Source organism: Chlorogloeopsis sp. ULAP01 (assembly GCF_030381805.1).
Lineage (GTDB): Bacteria > Cyanobacteriota > Cyanobacteriia > Cyanobacteriales > Nostocaceae > Chlorogloeopsis.
The window spans coordinates 110,486-127,494 of sequence record NZ_JAUDRH010000002.1; the positions used below are offsets into that span (position 1 = coordinate 110,486).

The 17,009-nt window shown below is 41.9% G+C and carries 20 protein-coding genes; 9 read left to right on the top strand and 11 right to left on the bottom strand.

The annotated features are described in order from the left end of the window. The first annotated feature begins 111 nt into the window (after window positions 1–111). Together QUB80_RS04040 and QUB80_RS04045 are read left to right on the top strand one after the other, a co-directional pair. Complete coding sequence (locus QUB80_RS04040) at window positions 112–555, top strand: nuclear transport factor 2 family protein (RefSeq protein WP_289788218.1); 444 nt, start codon at window positions 112–114, stop codon at window positions 553–555. 51 nt (window positions 556–606) lie between these two features. Next, window positions 607–1,638, top strand: coding sequence for a zinc-dependent alcohol dehydrogenase family protein (locus QUB80_RS04045; protein ID WP_289788219.1), 1,032 nt, complete (start codon window positions 607–609; stop codon window positions 1,636–1,638). Between the two features lie 729 nt (window positions 1,639–2,367). On the opposite strand, the gene QUB80_RS04050 is transcribed toward QUB80_RS04045, so the two are convergent. The 5 genes from QUB80_RS04050 to QUB80_RS04070 form a co-directional block, all read right to left on the bottom strand. Then, window positions 2,368–2,508: a hypothetical protein gene (locus tag QUB80_RS04050; RefSeq protein ID WP_289788220.1), complete on the bottom strand. Its 141-nt coding sequence runs from the start codon at window positions 2,506–2,508 to the stop codon at window positions 2,368–2,370. A gap of 122 nt (window positions 2,509–2,630) precedes the next feature. Beyond that, entirely contained in the window at window positions 2,631–2,843 is a 213-nt protein-coding gene (locus QUB80_RS04055; RefSeq protein ID WP_289788221.1) for a DUF5615 family PIN-like protein, read from the bottom strand. Further along, window positions 2,840–3,121 carry a DUF433 domain-containing protein gene (locus QUB80_RS04060; RefSeq protein WP_289788222.1) on the bottom strand — a complete coding sequence of 94 codons (282 nt, stop codon included), beginning with the start codon at window positions 3,119–3,121 and terminating at the stop codon, window positions 2,840–2,842. The genes QUB80_RS04055 and QUB80_RS04060 overlap by 4 nt, the downstream gene beginning before the upstream one ends. Before the next feature lie 372 nt (window positions 3,122–3,493). Further along, complete coding sequence (locus QUB80_RS04065) at window positions 3,494–5,641, bottom strand: single-stranded-DNA-specific exonuclease RecJ (RefSeq protein ID WP_289788223.1); 2,148 nt, start codon at window positions 5,639–5,641, stop codon at window positions 3,494–3,496. A gap of 118 nt (window positions 5,642–5,759) precedes the next feature. Next, window positions 5,760–6,185 (bottom strand): hypothetical protein, encoded by a 426-nt coding sequence (locus QUB80_RS04070; RefSeq protein ID WP_289788224.1) that lies wholly within the window; start codon window positions 6,183–6,185, stop codon window positions 5,760–5,762. A gap of 677 nt (window positions 6,186–6,862) precedes the next feature. Between QUB80_RS04070 and QUB80_RS04075 the strand changes: the two genes are divergently transcribed. Next, complete coding sequence (locus tag QUB80_RS04075; RefSeq protein WP_289788225.1) at window positions 6,863–7,210, top strand: hypothetical protein; 348 nt, start codon at window positions 6,863–6,865, stop codon at window positions 7,208–7,210. Window positions 7,211–7,530: 320 nt separating this feature from the next. Here QUB80_RS04075 and QUB80_RS04080 read toward each other — a convergent pair whose 3' ends face one another. Then, window positions 7,531–7,773 carry a hypothetical protein gene (locus tag QUB80_RS04080; protein WP_289788226.1) on the bottom strand — a complete coding sequence of 81 codons (243 nt, stop codon included), beginning with the start codon at window positions 7,771–7,773 and terminating at the stop codon, window positions 7,531–7,533. A gap of 117 nt (window positions 7,774–7,890) precedes the next feature. On the opposite strand from QUB80_RS04080, the gene QUB80_RS04085 reads away from it, so the two are divergent. Both QUB80_RS04085 and QUB80_RS04090 read left to right on the top strand, forming a co-directional pair. Continuing rightward, window positions 7,891–8,151: a P-loop NTPase family protein gene (locus QUB80_RS04085; RefSeq protein ID WP_289788227.1), complete on the top strand. Its 261-nt coding sequence runs from the start codon at window positions 7,891–7,893 to the stop codon at window positions 8,149–8,151. Between the two features lie 308 nt (window positions 8,152–8,459). Next, the gene (locus QUB80_RS04090) at window positions 8,460–8,582 is read left to right on the top strand and encodes a hypothetical protein (RefSeq protein ID WP_289788228.1); all 123 of its coding nucleotides are present in this window, start codon (window positions 8,460–8,462) and stop codon (window positions 8,580–8,582) included. Window positions 8,583–8,631: 49 nt separating this feature from the next. Here QUB80_RS04090 and sbcD read toward each other — a convergent pair whose 3' ends face one another. Continuing rightward, entirely contained in the window at window positions 8,632–9,948 is a 1,317-nt protein-coding gene (gene sbcD, locus QUB80_RS04095; protein WP_289788229.1) for an exonuclease subunit SbcD, read from the bottom strand. 409 nt (window positions 9,949–10,357) lie between these two features. Next, window positions 10,358–10,981, bottom strand: a complete 624-nt coding sequence (locus QUB80_RS04100) for an exopolysaccharide biosynthesis protein (RefSeq protein ID WP_289788230.1) — start codon at window positions 10,979–10,981, stop codon at window positions 10,358–10,360. A gap of 150 nt (window positions 10,982–11,131) precedes the next feature. Between QUB80_RS04100 and QUB80_RS04105 the strand changes: the two genes are divergently transcribed. Further along, a complete protein-coding gene (locus QUB80_RS04105) occupies window positions 11,132–11,914 on the top strand; it encodes an ABC transporter permease (RefSeq protein WP_289788231.1) in 783 nt (260 codons plus the stop codon). A 168-nt stretch (window positions 11,915–12,082) separates the two neighbouring features. On the opposite strand, the gene QUB80_RS04110 is transcribed toward QUB80_RS04105, so the two are convergent. Beyond that, window positions 12,083–13,465 (bottom strand): DUF2330 domain-containing protein, encoded by a 1,383-nt coding sequence (locus tag QUB80_RS04110; RefSeq protein WP_289788232.1) that lies wholly within the window; start codon window positions 13,463–13,465, stop codon window positions 12,083–12,085. A gap of 71 nt (window positions 13,466–13,536) precedes the next feature. After that, entirely contained in the window at window positions 13,537–14,532 is a 996-nt protein-coding gene (locus tag QUB80_RS04115) for an RnfABCDGE type electron transport complex subunit D (protein WP_289788233.1), read from the bottom strand. Between the two features lie 119 nt (window positions 14,533–14,651). On the opposite strand from QUB80_RS04115, the gene QUB80_RS04120 reads away from it, so the two are divergent. Then, window positions 14,652–15,365: a polysaccharide deacetylase family protein gene (locus QUB80_RS04120; RefSeq protein ID WP_289788234.1), complete on the top strand. Its 714-nt coding sequence runs from the start codon at window positions 14,652–14,654 to the stop codon at window positions 15,363–15,365. Between the two features lie 171 nt (window positions 15,366–15,536). Here QUB80_RS04120 and QUB80_RS04125 read toward each other — a convergent pair whose 3' ends face one another. Beyond that, window positions 15,537–15,881, bottom strand: coding sequence for a helix-turn-helix transcriptional regulator (locus QUB80_RS04125; protein WP_289788235.1), 345 nt, complete (start codon window positions 15,879–15,881; stop codon window positions 15,537–15,539). Window positions 15,882–16,276: 395 nt separating this feature from the next. Between QUB80_RS04125 and QUB80_RS04130 the strand changes: the two genes are divergently transcribed. Together QUB80_RS04130 and QUB80_RS04135 are read left to right on the top strand one after the other, a co-directional pair. Then, window positions 16,277–16,438, top strand: a complete 162-nt coding sequence (locus QUB80_RS04130; RefSeq protein WP_289788236.1) for a hypothetical protein — start codon at window positions 16,277–16,279, stop codon at window positions 16,436–16,438. A gap of 186 nt (window positions 16,439–16,624) precedes the next feature. Then, on the top strand, window positions 16,625–16,957 hold the full coding sequence (locus tag QUB80_RS04135; protein ID WP_289788237.1) for a hypothetical protein: 333 nt from the start codon (window positions 16,625–16,627) through the stop codon (window positions 16,955–16,957). Window positions 16,958–17,009: the final 52 nt, after the last annotated feature.

A 17,009-nucleotide genomic window follows, 5' to 3' on the forward strand; every position in this document is an offset into this window, starting at 1 on the left:
TGAAACTCATATTATTAATCGATTGGACAAATCATATCGCATCCCTGAACATAGAAGTATGAAGTTTGAGCCAGCACGATACACCACACAACAACTCTAGAGGTTTGGCAAATGTCGATTATTCGTGAAATCTATGAAGGATTCCAAAGAGGAGAGTTCGAGCGTTGGGATGCGGTGATTGCTCAAGATGTAGAAATTTATAGCCCTGCTTACTGGGGTGGTCAAGGACTGGATGCGTTAAAAGCTTTTGGTGCTGAGTTTGTAAAGGCGCTCAAACCTCGGATTGACTTAGTTGATGAATTTGATGGTGGCGATCGCGCCTTTTTGACGGTGAATCTAAACTGGAAGCACGTTGAACCCTTTTTCGATCTCAAACCAACAGGTCGAGAAGGAACATCAATTGAAACGTTTATTCTGACTATCCAGAACGGTCAAGTGACTCGCTTCGGAGTTGCTGATAACACCCTTGATCTCGCAATTTACTTGTGGGGGCGGGGCTATTCGATGGCACACAATATTCGTCCTGAGCCGATCGTGCAGGGGATTGAACGCTAGCGTTATCGAGTTTTACCTCCAAGTTGGTTAAATCTATTCACAAGGAGCTTCATGATGAATACAACACGAATTTACCGTTTCCATCAGTATGGTAATCCTGACGTTCTACAACTAGAGAGTCTACCTCTGTTGGAGCCTAGTGCAGGTGAAGTACGGGTCAGAGTTCAAGCGATGAGTTTGAATCGAGCCGATCTGTTGTGGATGGCAAACAACTATGTTGAAGCACCAACATTACCTGCGCGTGTCGGTTATGAAATTGCAGGTGTCGTAGAAGCCGTCGGAGCAAATGTGACCGAATTTCAGGTGGGCGATCGCGTCAGTTCCATTCCTACCTTTTCCATCCGCGACTACGCCAACTTTGGTGAAACGGCAATTCTACCTGTGCGCGGTTTGATCAAAACCCCGGAGAACTTTACGCCAGTACAAGGCGCTAGTTTTGCGTTTGCCTACTTCACCGGATACTTTGCACTGGTCGAATTGGCACATCTGCAACCCTACCAAACGGTGTTAATTACAGCAGGAACCAGTACGACTGGCTTGGCGGCGATCGCCATTGCTAAGAAAATGGGTGCAAAGGTGATTACCACAACACGAACCAGCAAGAAACGTAATGTATTGCTGAGGGCAGGTGCTGATGATGCGATCGCTACCGAAGAAGAAGATTTGGTTGCCCGTGTGATGAACATTACGGAGAATCAGGGGGCAGATGTTGTTTATGATGCTGTAGCAGGTGGACTGAGTGAAAGATTAGTACAGGCAACAAAAATTCGGGGTCACTGGATTGTTTATGGTCTACTGGATACTGAGAATTTGGGACTTTTTCCGTGGTTGCCAATGGCAATCCGCAGCGTTCAATTTCACGGGGTTTACAAAGTGTTTGATTTTACTGGAAATCGCAACTTGGGGTCGCTTGGAAATGAGGAAGCGCTTGCCCGCGCTAAACAGTTTATTGCTGGTGGGTTAAGTGATGGCTCCCTGCCAGTCGTCATCGATCGCAAATTTCAAGGCATTGAATCGCTACCTGAAGCAATGCGTGTGATGGCATCCAATCATGCGGCTGGCAAAATTGTAGTGACGGTATGAGTTTTCCGGCTGCCATGTCATTAGCAAGATTCTGTCAGCCTATAAATGGACTCGCTGCTAAAAGATGCACGGTTGAATAGACAAGCAGCGATCGTTCTTGAGAAAATCTGGGAGCGATCATTGTGGTATCGGTAAAAACGCAACACAACAATTCAAATGCAGCGGACGGTTGAAAGCTGATGGTAATGAGTTCGAACTTGTCTGCCGCCGCTTATCTTGGTCGTTATACCGCCTAATCTAGAGGAGAGACATCAGAATTCAGCGATTCTTCTATTCCCTCTTCCATAACTCAGCAGACTTTTGTCCTTCTTCTATTTCCTTCTCAGTCAAATTCAGCAACTTCTCTACTTGCTCCTCAGTCAATGGACGTGGGGGAATTTCTCCACTGATAATTCGATTAAGATGGGGTATCCCAGTTGAGCGGTTTATTAATACACTCTTATTCGCAGGAGAGTTATTAGGGGGGATGCTGAAGAAGCTGGTTGGCTTGGAGCGTCCTTATGGGATGAGGGACAATTTATAGGTACTTTGCCTCCACCAAAATGTCGGTGACTTCCAAGTCGAAGTGCATAAAACTGTGTAGATGCGATCACCCCTGAGGGAAACATAAACTGTTAAACACACTCTGGGCTTGTATTTGGATATTGACTCTCCATGATTTAGAATCACGTGCTGAGATACACTGGAAGGTCATGCTCGTAGAGATAGCAGCAAGTGAAGTGCGATCGCTCACATACCAATACCAGTTTCTGCTCCAAGAGCAAGGGGAAAACTGTCTAGGAAGCGATCGCCCGATTGAAAATCCCAAGCACTAGTGAGAAGAATGCGATCTGCACCCGACTGATGCGCGATCGCCACTAGATGTATCAAACCTGATTTTGCATCTCGTCTGAGGTAACTTGATTGAGAATAGCGAGTAATCTTTGTGCAATCCCTTGAGGAGAACGACGAACAGCAAAAATTACTCCGTAGTGCGTCTGTTCCCAATTAAATTAATTCTGTACAAGTTCCTCAAAATCATTTCTGTTGTGAGTAACAAGAGTTCTTGCTTGACTTACAGCAAAGGCAAGTTGTTCTACATCAGTTGCGTGAAGTTGCCCTGCATCTCGTGCAGTAATGACATCAAAACCTCTTGCTTCAAGCAAGTCGGCTACCAATACATTGACATCCTCATCCAAATACAGACAAATGAATATACTACTCACAAATCTCTCACCAATGGATCGATCAATTCGTCAGAAATGCGATTTTTTTCAATATATTGATTAATTTCGTCTTGGTGGTCGCTATAGTAGGTTAATGCTCCGAAGACTTGCCCCAAAGTCAGATGTGGCATTCCTTTGGGAATTTCCTCTGGTGCTATGCCCATTCGCCAAGTTTCGACAATTGCTCTGACGGGTGTACGAGTTCCTCGGATAATGGGTTCTCCATGTAGAATCTCATCATCCCGAACAACATAAAGATATTCTGTCGCTTGAACCATGCTAACCTCTCAACTCGGCTGTTCTTTATTTTATGGTTTAGCTCAATTGTCTCAGTGCAGCAGGCGGCATAATAACCCCAATGTACCCGACGCGGAAAAGTTGTCTATGATTGTTCGATGTTGTCTGCGAAGGGTGAACGGGAACGTTACTGAAAGTTTACCAAAACTAGGCTACAGTTTACGATCACCCCAATACACGATCGCTCACATATAAATACTAACTTCTGCCCAAAGAGTAAGGGAAAACTGTCTAGGAAGCGATCGCCCGATTGAAAACCTTAAGTGCTAGTGAGCAAGGCGATCGCCGCATAATAACCTCGCTGCACTGGATGAGCTAATATCCTCTTTCTCAATAAACTCAAATACCAGTTTCTAATCGCGTAACTTTTCTGCCAACTTACCTAAAGCCTCAAGAGCAGCCTGAATAATGCTGTCATACTGGGGTTGAGTAACATCAATCTCTTGTGCGTTCTCACGATTAGTTCCCAATAAACCAATATTATGTCCTTGCGAAACAGCTAAGACTTTGCCTTCAGGATTTTTAATTCTTAATTCTGGTAAAGAACCATTTTGATAAATGCCACAGGTATATTGACGCTGGTTATGTTCAAAACTAGTTTTGATGGGAGTAGCAGTAGAGGCAAACAATAGCTGCGATCGCTCTGGTAGTCTAACGCCAAGTAATTCTAATTCAATAGTTGTATTGCCATTAAAGTTGTTTTCTCGCAATTTATAAGCAATATCTACTCTTTTTGGCAGAGGAAAATAGTCACGCCATCGCCAAGCGATCGCTTTAATTTGAAATTGCAGATTATTGATAGTTTGAGCAACTGTCAGTTTGAGATGTCCTTTACCAACGGTTTGCTGTTCGATAACTTGGACATTAGGAGTCCAAAAAACTGGATCTGGGTTGTCAATTCCGCAGGGTTCTAGAGCGTGCAGTTGTTGATAGAGTTGTTGATCAATTTGATTGAGGTTGGCTTGAACGTCAATTTTGAGTAGTGGTTTGAGATGCTGAAGTTCCAGACATTGGTTGGCGAATTCTCCTAAACGTGATCGCAGTGCTGCTAAATTTTCTGCTGGTAAAGAAAATCCGCCAGCCGCTTTATGCCCGCCAAATTTACCGAGTAAGTCTTGGCAATATTCCAAAGCTGCAAATACATGAAACTCTGGTATGCCTCGCGCCGAACCGCGAATATGATTGTCATCTTCGTAGGTGCCAATAAACACGGGGACACCGTAGCGTTCTACCAACCGGGAAGCAACAATACCAATTACGCCGTGGTGCCAGTTGGGTTGAACTACCACCAAAACACGATTTTGATGTAGAGATGCCACATATTCTGTTTCAACTAATGCGATCGCTTCTTGTTCAATTTGCTCGCACATCTGTTGACGATGCAAATTAATTGCTTCGCACCGCATAGCTCTTTCCAGCGCTATCCCCATATCATCCGTAGTTAGTAGTTCAATCACAATTTGAGGATCGCCAATTCTACCAATAGCATTAATGCGTGGTCCCAAGCGAAAGCCAATATCCTCCGGCTTCAAAGTTTTTGAATTGGGGACTGGGTACAGGGGATTGGGTACAGGGGACTGGGAATTTCTTCCTCTCTCCCCCTCTCCCCCTCTCCTCCTCTCCCCTTCTCCTTGCCGCGCCTGCACTCCAGACATTTGAATTAACGCCTGCACTCCCGGCAATTTTGATTGGGGTAATTGCTGCAAACCGCGTTTTACCCAACGGCGATTTACCCCTGTTAAAGGAGCTAAGTCGGCAATGGTTCCTAATGTAAATAGTTCCAGTAGTGGCTTGATAATGCCACTATTGGTTTTACCTAACTGTTGTGCCAGAGACACCGCTAAAATGTAGGCAACACCAACACCTGCAACACCACGATAAAGTGAAGATTCTGGTAGTAATTTGGGATTGAGGATAGCGTTGGCTGGAGGTAAAGTTTGGGGAATGTCGTGGTGATCGGTGACAATTACCTTTAAACCGAGTTCTCTGGCTCTAGCGATTGGTTCAACAGCAGAAATACCATTATCGACAGTGAGAACTAGCCCTACACCTTCACTCTTAAATTCTTCGATGATGCGTTTATTAATGCCATAACCTTCATGCATCCGACTGGGAATAGCGTAATCTACCTCAGCACCCAACCAACGCAAACAACGTAACAATAAAGCAGTACTAGTCATACCATCTGCATCATAGTCTCCGCAAATGGCGATTTTTTCTTTACGGATAACGCTATCTTGCAACAGTTCCAAGCTAACTGCCAAATCTGGAAATTCCTCCAATGGTGAAGGCAAGTTTACAGATTCTGGATCTAAAAAAGCTTGTGCGGCAACAGGCGTATCAATGCCCCGATTAATTAATAATTGATTAACAAGAGGCGATAAATTTGTTACCTCAATCAAATTTTGTGCTAATTCTATTTTTTGTGGGTAAATCTGCCAACGCTGGTTGGGCAAGCGCCGACGGGTTTTCACTGGTGCAATTGAAGTTTGGTGTAGCACAGTCAGAGAAAGGATGAAGTGTAAATTATGAAGTGTGAAATTTTTAATAATAAAGCAGCTTGGGCTTGTACTAATTTCTATATTTTCATTCTTTATACTTCATCCTTCATACCTTTGTTCACAACATATTCACCCTACCATCATCGAGGATATAAATTGCGCGATCGCCTGGAGCATACCAAGTTGGACGAAATTCCACTCGCAAAGTCGCAAAGTTCGCCTTGGAGACAGTCGCTTTAAGCGGCAATCCAGCCTCATTCCAAAACAGAAGAGAGATATTGGGTTCTGTACCATCTCCCTGCTCTAACTGTAATTTCTGTCCGGGTTGTAGAGTAATTGGACTGGTAGTATATGGTTTCTGTAGTTTTATTGAACTGTAAGTATTATTTATTACTTCTAGTATGATATTTTGCCCAGGCTTAAATTGAATAGAACGGGGGCCGCATTTAGAAGCACAAGTACCAGCCAATGTGGGGCTGGAATACCTAGCCGATAACATAAGCAGAGCTGTCGCAATTAAGGTAGCGGAGACGAACTTAGACATGGAATAGAGACTTATACTTAGTGAGTGAGGAATGTAGATTTTGATACTTTAGCCTAACACTACATTCAATGATTTGAGTAGATACTATATCCATTAAATTACTTGATCATCTCAGATGTGATCGCCCAGTCTAACATCTGTAACTAGAAACAATTACTTGAAAGATTAGCTTTGCGTTTCCCAGCTAACCAAACACTAAAAATCATAATTCTTCTTAATTCCACAGTTGTGTTGAACAGCTACCAGTAAACTTTAAGCAATTTTTCGGGCTGAAGAAGCCAGGCAGACAACCCAGAACATTAATTATCCAAGTGAAATTGCACTAGCATGGGTAATACTCGTTCGAGCAAGTATCGCGTTAGCTGATTTTCCCAAAGCAGTAGAACAGTTTCAAACTCTCCAGCGTCAGATTGGCAACAGTTCGCTTAATGCCCGCGCTCGTAATGCTATCAATTGTTTAGCTCATTAGATAGCAAAGCAATCTACTAAAACATCAAAACGTCTAAAACACTTTTTAACCCCAATTATGAGGTTTTTAAATTTTGATTTATTTCATCAATATATTAACTAATACAGTTCTTTACAATCACTTAAAACAAATATCAACAATACTACCGAGTTCACATTAAATAGTGAATGTAACGCTAAAGAAAACACTACATCGGACAATCATTTAAATGAAACGTATCAAGTTATTTTTATTTTGTGCGATTTCAGCCATATCTTTTGCTTTCAGTGCAGTACCAGCACAGGCACAATCTCAACCTTTATTCTGTCAAATTCATGAGGGAAACTTAAGTAGTTATGTATCAGAATACAATATTTTTGACAAATCTTCTAGAACTCCTCTACGTCCATTTATTCAAAATAGTAAAACTTATAAAATAGACAAAAATTTAACAGCTAAACCATTGTTCTTTACTACTGCTTCAGATGGATCTATTGTTAGCGCATTCCAGTTAAAGGGTGTTATTGGTAATCTTTCAATCGGGACTAGAGATGTAGTGACTCAATATATACAATAAAACGAAATTGGAAGTTATGCTGAAGTTGTAGGACATTGTATAAATGGTGTTTTTATACCACCTCCTAAACAGCAAGTATACGAAACTTATAAATTACCTTTAGATACTCAAGCTGCTTTAACAGAAGCAAAATTAAGCGTTTCAGGAGAACGTATTGGTAATATGTTCAGATAAATACTAGTGATATTAATAAATGATTTTTATTACCCATCTGACAGTAGTTTAGATGGGTAATTTAGTTGAGTAATTGAATTTTCAAGTCTTCAATATGTATTGAGTAAGAAATAGTTAAGAAATTAGTGCTCCTCCGCTCAAACTGACTAGATGGCATCACTTTGACGCTTAACAGTGGTAGTCCTTAAATCTGGTGCTTCTCTAGGGCCATATCTACCCTGGTATGTAGTAAATATTTTGTACTCAGGTAATACTAATGCAATACCATAAGCATTATGAATTGTTCCAGGGTATCTGTAAGGTTCATCATCTGGAGTAATCTGATCGCCCCACGAACCCCGTGTATCCCCAGACGCGATCGCGCCTGAATTTAAGATTAGTAATTTCAATATTATGCGCTTTAACAATTATACTGATTAATCTTGTGCAAATTTTTTTGGGAATGTCCTGCTTAATTTGTGTTGTTTCCATTCAGCAGAGTTGATTGCACTAAAAGGAGAGTGGCAATGAAAAAAGTAGCAGTGTTTGGCAATGCTGGAGGTGGTAAATCAACTCTCAGCAAGAGATTATCCCAAATCACTGGTTTGCCACTTTACGTCTTGGACAAGATTCAGTTTCAATCAGGCGGTGCTGAGGTTCCACACGAAGACTATAAGCGCGCCCATCAACAAATTTTAGTGACTGAGCGATGGGTTATTGATGGGTTTGGTTGCATGGGAAACCCTCTGGCAAAGACTAAACAAGGCAGATACTCTGGTTTTTGTTGATCTGCCGCTATATGTGCATGGATGGTGGGTAACTAAACGATTCATCACAGGCTATTTTAAACCACCAGAAGGTTGGCCTCAAAACAGTCCAATATTGAGGAGTTCCCTTACTAGCTACCGCGTGCTTTGGTTATGTCATAAATATTTGACTCCAAAATATCGTGAATATATCAAGCAGGCTCAAAGCAGCAAAAGTGTTTATCACCTACGCTCGACTAAAGAGATTTCGCAATTTATTGAATTAATAGAAAATGAGACTAACTTTGAACGCTTAGGACATAACAAATCAAGTCACCTCGTAGACTAGATTGAGTTGTGAAAACCAGCAAACCCAGTCCTTTGCTCAATCTTGCTCTCAGGTTGCGATCGCCTTTAAGTTTGAAATATGTCCGTCACCCTATCCGGCTATTCCCATCGATCAAGTTTTGTAGTGGCGTCAACTCCCAATCCCTATTTTCAAGGTTAAACAATTGTCGCAGCCTAAAGCAGCCTTAACTGAGAATTTGTAGCACCAACTGGTAATTGATTTTCCAAAATAGAGCTTTCTTCACCAGAATTGCTTTCTAGCCAATCTTCCTCGTTTGCAGCTAATAATTTGTGAGCTGCATCTAACATTGATGCTGCAATCTCTTTTAAATCTTCGCGATTATTTAAATATGTTTTCAAAGCTTCAATTGGATCTATGCTGTTACTGGCACTTAATTCAGGAACGCGCGGTCTAGCTAACTGGCTCACTAATTCTGGTTGAATTGTATAGTTGTGAGCTAAACTCAACGCTTTATGCAGTGCAGCATTATCTATTAAATCTAGCTGTTCAGAACGAAGTTTGTAAATCAACCTGACAACTGCTTCTTCAATATTATGCTTGGCGATCGCTTTGGCAATTGCAGCTTGCGGATCTTCTGCTTTTGATACATCCACCTCGATTGTGCAAAAACTTCGCACTGGCAAAGGACAAAATTCCCACTTAACATTACCCCGTTCTAACTCAACCATTACATAGCCTTTGTCTTCCTTCTCTTCGCTAAAATCCACCCGCTCAATACTACCTGGATACACCATCGGGGGATTATTTGATTTATTCAAGTTTTGATGGCGGTGGATGTGTCCTAAAGCTACGTAGTCAAAACAAGGTCGTGCCAAAGTTGACAAGGGAATTGTAAAGCCTTTACCTACTGCCAAAAAACGCTCGGCTCCTAAACTAGCATTATCTACCATCAAGTGACCCAACAGAATAGTTGGTAACTTGGGATCAAGACGACGAATTTCTGCTTCCAACACAACTTGCAGGCGTTCAATTAATAGTTGATGAACTTCCGCCAGAGATAAACCTTCGGTTTCTCGGCGAGTCATTAATGCAGAACGAGTCAGCCAAGGCAGAGTAATTACTTGTACTGCACCATTACGGGTTTGGACACAATGAGTAGTTAACTTATCACCTACTACAACTCCCGGTACGCCCAAAGTCCGGTAAATACATAAACTTGCCCCTCCTTGCCCTTGTGAATGCTGATCGTGGTTACCCACCAGTAACACAGTGGGAATTTGAGCGTCTACAAGGCGACGAAACTGGCTGGCAAAAGCTTCCTGAACGTAAGGCGGTGGTGTGGCATCGGGAAAGGCATCCCCGCCAAAGATCACCAAATCAACAGGTTCCGACAGCGCTCGATCCATACATCGAGACAGAGTATTGACAAAATCCTCTAATCGTGTATTCGTTCCTGTTTCCGGATTGATACGTCCGTGGGAGAAGCCGCTTCCCATGTGAATATCAGAAAGGTGGAGGAGCTTAATCATATTCGTAAGTTACTACTTGCTAGTTACTTATAGCTAATTGTTAATTAATTAGTAACCATTAGTCATTAGCTATTAGCTATTGTTTTTAAGTAATTACCCTTGCTTTTACTAAGTTAAGTAACGCTATTTTAAGTTTTGCTGGTTTTTTATTGATAAATATACTGGTTTTGATATCTTAAATAGAACCCTAAAAATAAAAAGAATCTAAAAATGAACGAATTCAAAACTCCAAACCAACTAGGTCAATCTATCTTTCTTGGAGCTTTAGTGATGGTAACTAGCGCTAGTATTATTACCATCATGAGTCTGTTTTAAAACTTGTGAATGAAATTTTTAGTAAAAAAAGTTTACATAACCCCACTCAACAATGAGAGGGGTTTTAAATTTTGTAATATTTTACCTTCTGTTTTTAACGACCTAGCCAAGTTTTGATGATATCAAGCAAGCTAGAACCACCCCACATCAACGCAATTAGAATCGAAGTAGTCAGAATACCTCCCATCACACAAAGAACTAAACCCCCTAAGCTAATTGCACCATCATCCTCCATTAAGCCAAAGCCTGTCACAAAAATACCCATAGCAGGTAAAGTGTTTGTACCCGGAATCGGAATCATCATCGAAATTGCCATCAAAGAAATCGCACTACCTAAGGTCACTCTACCTGGCAAAGTAGTGCAAATGTATGCCAGACGAGGACGAGCGATCGCTTCTATTCTTCGCAACCAAGGAATACCGCCTTTCAAAACCTTTTGAACGGTTTCTAGTTTGATGGGATGATTTAACATCCTTTGTGGTAGCCAAGGGGTTTTAGAACCCACAATTAGCTGTATGGCTAGTAAAAAAATCAGAATACCAAAAGGAACTGAGTAACCGGGTGCAGGTACAGGTAAAGCTGAAGGCAAAGACAGAATCACAAATAAAAATCCAAAAATTCGTTCCTTTGCCAACAGCAGAAAGTCTGCCAAATTCACTTGAGATGGTGGTTCTTCTTCAAAAAAAAAGCGTTGCAATTCGCTTGAAAGTCTAGCCATACAATTCCTAGAAACTACATAAACTACTAAAACGTCTGATCGTGTATAGTAACAATGCCAGCAACAATTGGTACAAAAGTTTGGATCAAATCAACTGCGGTAGTCTAGAATTGCAGTCGCTGTGTAGCAGATCGTGCCTTTTGAGCCATTATGCAAAAATATTTAAGAGTAATTCGATTATTTTGGAGTACTGCCATAGCAGCTGAGATGGAGTATCGAATCAACTTTCTTTTAGCAGCTCTCAGTAGCTTAGGTAATCTAGCAGGTAGTTTGTTCGGATTATTCTTGTTTTATGGTCAAGGTTATACCTTTGCTGGCTGGACATGGGAAGCAGCTTTGCTTGTTCTAGGAATTTTTACATTGTTGCAAGGTTTTTCTGCAACTTTTCTCGCCCCTAATCTAAATCGCATCGTTCGCCATGTTCAAGAAGGTACTCTCGATTTTGTCCTATTAAAACCTATACCCAGTCAATTTTGGCTTTCCACCCATACCCTCTCTCCATGGGGAATGCCAGATCTAGTCTTTGGCAGCATACTCATCGGCTATGCAGGTAAACGCCTCGGTTTAGAAATGAATGACTATTTACTCAGTGTTATTCCCTTATTTTTTGGCTTGATAATTCTTTACAGTCTTTGGTTCATGCTAGGGGCGACTAGCATCTGGTTTGTCAAAATATACAACGTTACTGAAGTGCTGCGGGGATTACTGGAAGCTGGAAGGTATCCCATGGTGGCTTATCCTGCTGCATACAGATTTTTCTTTACTTTTATAATTCCTGTAGCTTTTTTAACAACAATACCAGCAGAAGCAATGTTGGGTAGAAGTGAAATTACTTGGATAAGCAGTGCAGCAGTTTTGGCATTAATATTATTTTTTGCTTCTACTCGGTTTTGGCGATTTGCCTTGCGGTTTTATACCAGTGCTTCGAGTTAGTTAATATTGTGAGGTGATCGCATTCATATCTCGTATCTTCTAAAAGAGCGATCGCATCCTCGCTTACTTGTTAAAAAGTACCGTCACCCCATTAGATATCTACCTTTACTGTTCTCAGTTGATTATATGGTAGTATCCTTTGAGGCGACGGCTACTTTCCTTAGCTAACTACAGCCCTAGCCAAGAAAGCACCATTTGCCACCAAGAATTAATTGAGGAAGTACTTACCTGCCCCTCTAACTTCATTCTTCTACGAATATCCTGAATTTTCCAGTTAGTTAATTTAGCAAGAGTCTGCGCTTCTTGTTCAAAACGTTTGGCTAAAGAGCGTTTATATTCTCTGCCTGCCTGACATTTGACTTCACCTGTAAAAGGATGTTGCAAAATATAACGCCATTGGAAATTTTCGCGGTTAGAAGTTGCTTGAAACATTAAGTCTTCGGGGAATTTATCACGCGTATAGCGAACGTGCAAACGAGTGATGAAGACATTACTAGACGGAATTATTGAACCGCGAAAAGGCGCTGATTGGTAAATATCAGGAGGACTATCTAGCCAAAATACACCTGCTTGTTTGAGTTCTTCGCGGTTGAGAGGTTCGGCAGAACACGGATCGCAACTACCCATATCCCACGCATATTCTAGAAAAGCCACTTTCCGGTCTTCTCTGATGTATGCTGCTTTAAACATAGATTTATAAAATCCGCCAAATTCACTTTTGACAAATAGAGGAATATTGGTATCAGAAGGAATTTTTACTGTGCGGTAGTTAGTTAGCTCTGTTTGTCCTTGCGGTGAGAGAATGTAGACAATCAAATCTTGTTCCGATGTGGAATTTATCATGCCCAAACGAATCGGTAGCATGAATCTAGAAGACTTGTAAGAAATTTGCAGTGGACGCAAGTTCTGATAGCCAGTCTCCTCGAATTTATCTAGGTTGACTTTAGCAACGAAGAATTTCATATTTTGCCGGATATAAGGCTTCAGTAATTGTTTTGCTCCTCTGGGAATTTTGTAACCATTACGAACAAGCCAAGTTTCCAGCCCGCCAGATTCTTTTGCACTCAAAATTACAATGTCATATTCACCCACATTGAAACGTGCTTCGACAGTTACGCCCAAATCACTACTGGCTTTTCTCGCCCTTGCTTCTTCTGTTGCTGCTGATGGTGCAGCAGCAGATTGATTTAGCGTAGATGGGTAGGGTGTGGCGCAAGGATCGGAGTCGAAATATTCTACCAACCGTGGTGCGCTAAAAGTATCTAAACGCTCAATGATATTGGGGTTGGCAACACGAACTTGCTCTTTTTGCAGCACAGTGGGTACAGGTACGACAACCGCAAAATCTTTAACATCACCTTGGTAATCATTTGCCATCGTTAGGACAGTGCTATCCCCACTACGTGCAATTACTACCTGCGAAGCTTTGTTGTATAGTTTTGTATCAGCTTTGGCAACATAAAAACCGCAAAATGCCCAAGCTGTAGGTGCAAAGCAAAAAACAACTACAAATATCAGCAGTAATGAAATTAGGAATTTTAAAGGTTTCATAAGATGATAGTCATTTGTTATTGGTAGGGGCGGGTTTATTTAGATATTTCTTCATCCTAGAGAGATTGTTGTTAAAACCCGCCCGTACAGTGGTTAGTAGTTATGAGTTGATGGTTTATTACTTCCTTTGTCTCCCTCTCCCCCACTTCCCCACCTTCCCCAACTTCCCATCCAAAACGCGGTGCTTGCCAAATCACATCCAGCAGGATGGTAAATGGAGCAAGGATGAATAATGCCCAGAAAACTGCGGTGGAAAGAAAGAAGTAATTCCGCAAAATAAAAGTCAATGTGGCGATCGCTACTGCCCAAATCACACGTCCGATTCTTGAATTAGGAATTGAGCGCGGATCTGTCACCATGAACAATGCAAACACTAGTAAAGAGCCGCTCATCAAGCGATGCCAGTAAACATCCCAAGTCCAACCTAACCAAAGGTTGCGGCTCGCCTCCAAACCAGCGTATACACCCAAAAAAGCTGCTGTAGTGTCCCAGCGTCCAATCCGCTTGAGAACCATGCCCCCAGTTCCGACAAATAACAGCCCATACCACCATTCCTCACCCCACTGTCCAGGGGAAACCCAGGCATCGGAAGTTAGTACCAAGGCAGAAATAATGCCAAAATTGGCAGGATTGAAAAAATGTTTATCGTCGATTTTGAAGACAAATTTGCTGGCGATCGCTACTACCGCAGCAAAAGCCATTGTTGTCCAATGATCAGCCCGCAACAGTAGGCTAAGTCCTAAAGAAGTAATCAAAGGACTACGGAAAGAGGACATAGGGAGGGGGAGGACGCGGGGACGCGGGAACGCGGGGACGCAAAGACAAGGAGTTGAGGAAGTGATAAGAGTAAATTCTTCCCTATCTTCCCCATCTCTCCCACTCTCCTCTTGTTGCAGGGCTTCTCTCCACTTATTTATCACTGAGAATATCCATTGTGTTGACAAACAGGTGGCAATTGTTACTCCTATAAATTCCGGATGTAACGTCCAATCTCTTGTACCTATCCCCAAAACTAGGAATAGAGAGAGAAAAAGTATTTGATAGTCTCGTGTATCTTGGAACAGCATTAACCGAATAAATCGGGGTTTACCCTTAGATATGTTCTAATTTAGGTGGGTAAAGACAAAAACTGCGCCATTGTTACAGAATTTGTTACAAGTAAGATGAATGCAGCAATAAAGTTAAGATGCAGTTTTATCCTCTATTTCCGGTTTTGCACCCAATCCTCAAACCCCGCTTTCCTGATTGTCTGTGGGAAGGCGATCGCAATTCCAAATTTATCGCCTTATCGTTTGATGATGGCCCTCATCCCCAATACACGCCGCAACTATTAAAAGTTTTAGATCGTTACAACATTACAGCAAATTTCTTTTGGTTGGGTGCTTGTGTCAACCGTTCGCCAGAAATAGCAAAAGAGATATGCGATCGTGGACACTGGATCGGATTGCACGGTTACGATCATCGCAATTTTCCCATGCTCACTCCCAACGACTTAAAGCAAAGCCTAGAGAAAACCCAAGTTGCTATCTATCAAGCCTGTAACCTCGAACCTCAACAAGTACGTGATGTCCGTCCCCCCAACGGTTTATTTACACCCAAAACACTGAATTTTCTACGTCAGTGGGATTATCGAGCTGTGATGTGGAGCGTTGTACCAGAAGATTGGGTAAGACCGGGAGTTGCAGCTGTTGTACAGCGTGTACTTAAGAATATAAACAACGGCTCTATTATTGTGTTACATGATGGAGTTTGTGGTGGAGAAGATGTAGCCGAAATCGCACAAGTTCTCATTCCCCTACTCCTGCAACAAGGCTATCAATTTGTAACCATAGATACTCTTTGGCAGCAAGTAAAGCAGAGAGCGGAAGTAGTAAAGGTAAAGGGAGAATTAAAAATTTAGCATCTTCCTCCTACCTACCAACGGATACGCCGTACCTACGCTCTTGCGCGTTCGCCGTCAGGCGTTGCGTTAGCTAGCGACTTCTGTAGACGGGCTTTGCCCGGCTTCCCGTCGGGTAAGTAGCTGCTCCGCATCTACCGCGTCTACTGCCTTCTGACTTTTGTCTTTTGACTAATGACTAACTTGCCGCTTTTGAGAATCTTCTGAGTCGGTATTATCGGTATTAATAGTAGATGAAGGCTCATCAGTCCCTAAAAGATTATGTATATCTTGTAGAGAACCTGGCTTTGCGGCTGCCTCTTGTGGTGATTCGTCCACAGAATCAATCAAATCTTCTACTTGGCAATTCAAAGCTTTGCAAAACTTAATAATTCGTTCTATTTGTTCTGTTCCCGTTCTACCACTCTCCCAATTCTGGATAGTGCTTTCCGTCACGCCTACAAGACGCGACAACTCCAACTGGGTTAACCCTGCCTTCTCACGTAGAAAAGCTATCCTTGGTCTTACCTTTTTCACATTTACAGCACTTTTGCTTCACTTTCTAGTCGTAGATCCTAACATCAAAAAAATCTAGCGCCCAAAGATTTTAACCAAGCTCTTGACGACACCTAATTTATTTGGTTAAAACTATTGTGTGTATTTCTCCTCATTATTTTCACACACAAGGAAGTAAGAGGGTCAATCCGAGAGTAGATAAAGTACAAAAAATCATCTTCCAAAAAATTTTCAGTTCAATCCGGAATGATTAGATTTGACTTTGTAGCTCTCATTAACGAACAACAGAGAGACACCTAAACAAAACTCCCCAAGGTCGAAAAATAAATACCTGTTGAAGGAGTTAAAGGTTCCACCCTCTGAGTAACAACACACAACACACAGTACACACAACTAATTCAAAGAGGTCTAAATATATGTTGAAAAAGTCTTTAGCATTCGGTCTGTTGGCTGCTGGTATGATGATTGCTCCTGGTGCAGCAATGGCAGCAATCCTGGTGGACAAGCTTCTGTGCAAAGAGTCGGTCAATTCGGTCAAGCTGCTTTTGATAGCACTGTTGTTAACAATGCAGAGTTAGCATCTCGTCAACAAACTGTTGATATCGCTAGCTGCACCTACCGCTAAAAGTTAAGTATTTGAAATCGGGATGATGCTGATGAGCGCATCCCTAATCCAAAATTCAGTGTTACAAATAACGCTAATTCCAAAAACAACAACACACAACACACAGTACACACAACTAAATTCAAAGAGGTCTAAATATATGTTGAAAAAGTCTTTAGCATTCGGTCTGTTGGCTGCTGGTATGATGATTGCTCCTGGTGCAGCAATGGCACAACAGCTAAACGTCCAAGAAGTTCAGCAAGAAGGTGCAGCTTTTGGTGGTAGCCAAGTCATTAACAATGCTGAATTGAAGAACAACCAACAACTGATCAAGCTTAAGGATGGACGTTATTGCTACAGCAATCCTGGTGGACAAGCTTCTGTGCAAAGAGTCGGTCAATTCGGTCAAGCTGCTTTTGATAGCACTGTTGTTAACAATGCAGAGTTAAGGAGTCGCCAGCAGACCGTTGATATTGCTAATTGCACCTACTAAAAGTTAAGTATTTGAAATCGGGATGATGCTAATGGGCGCATCCCTAATCCAA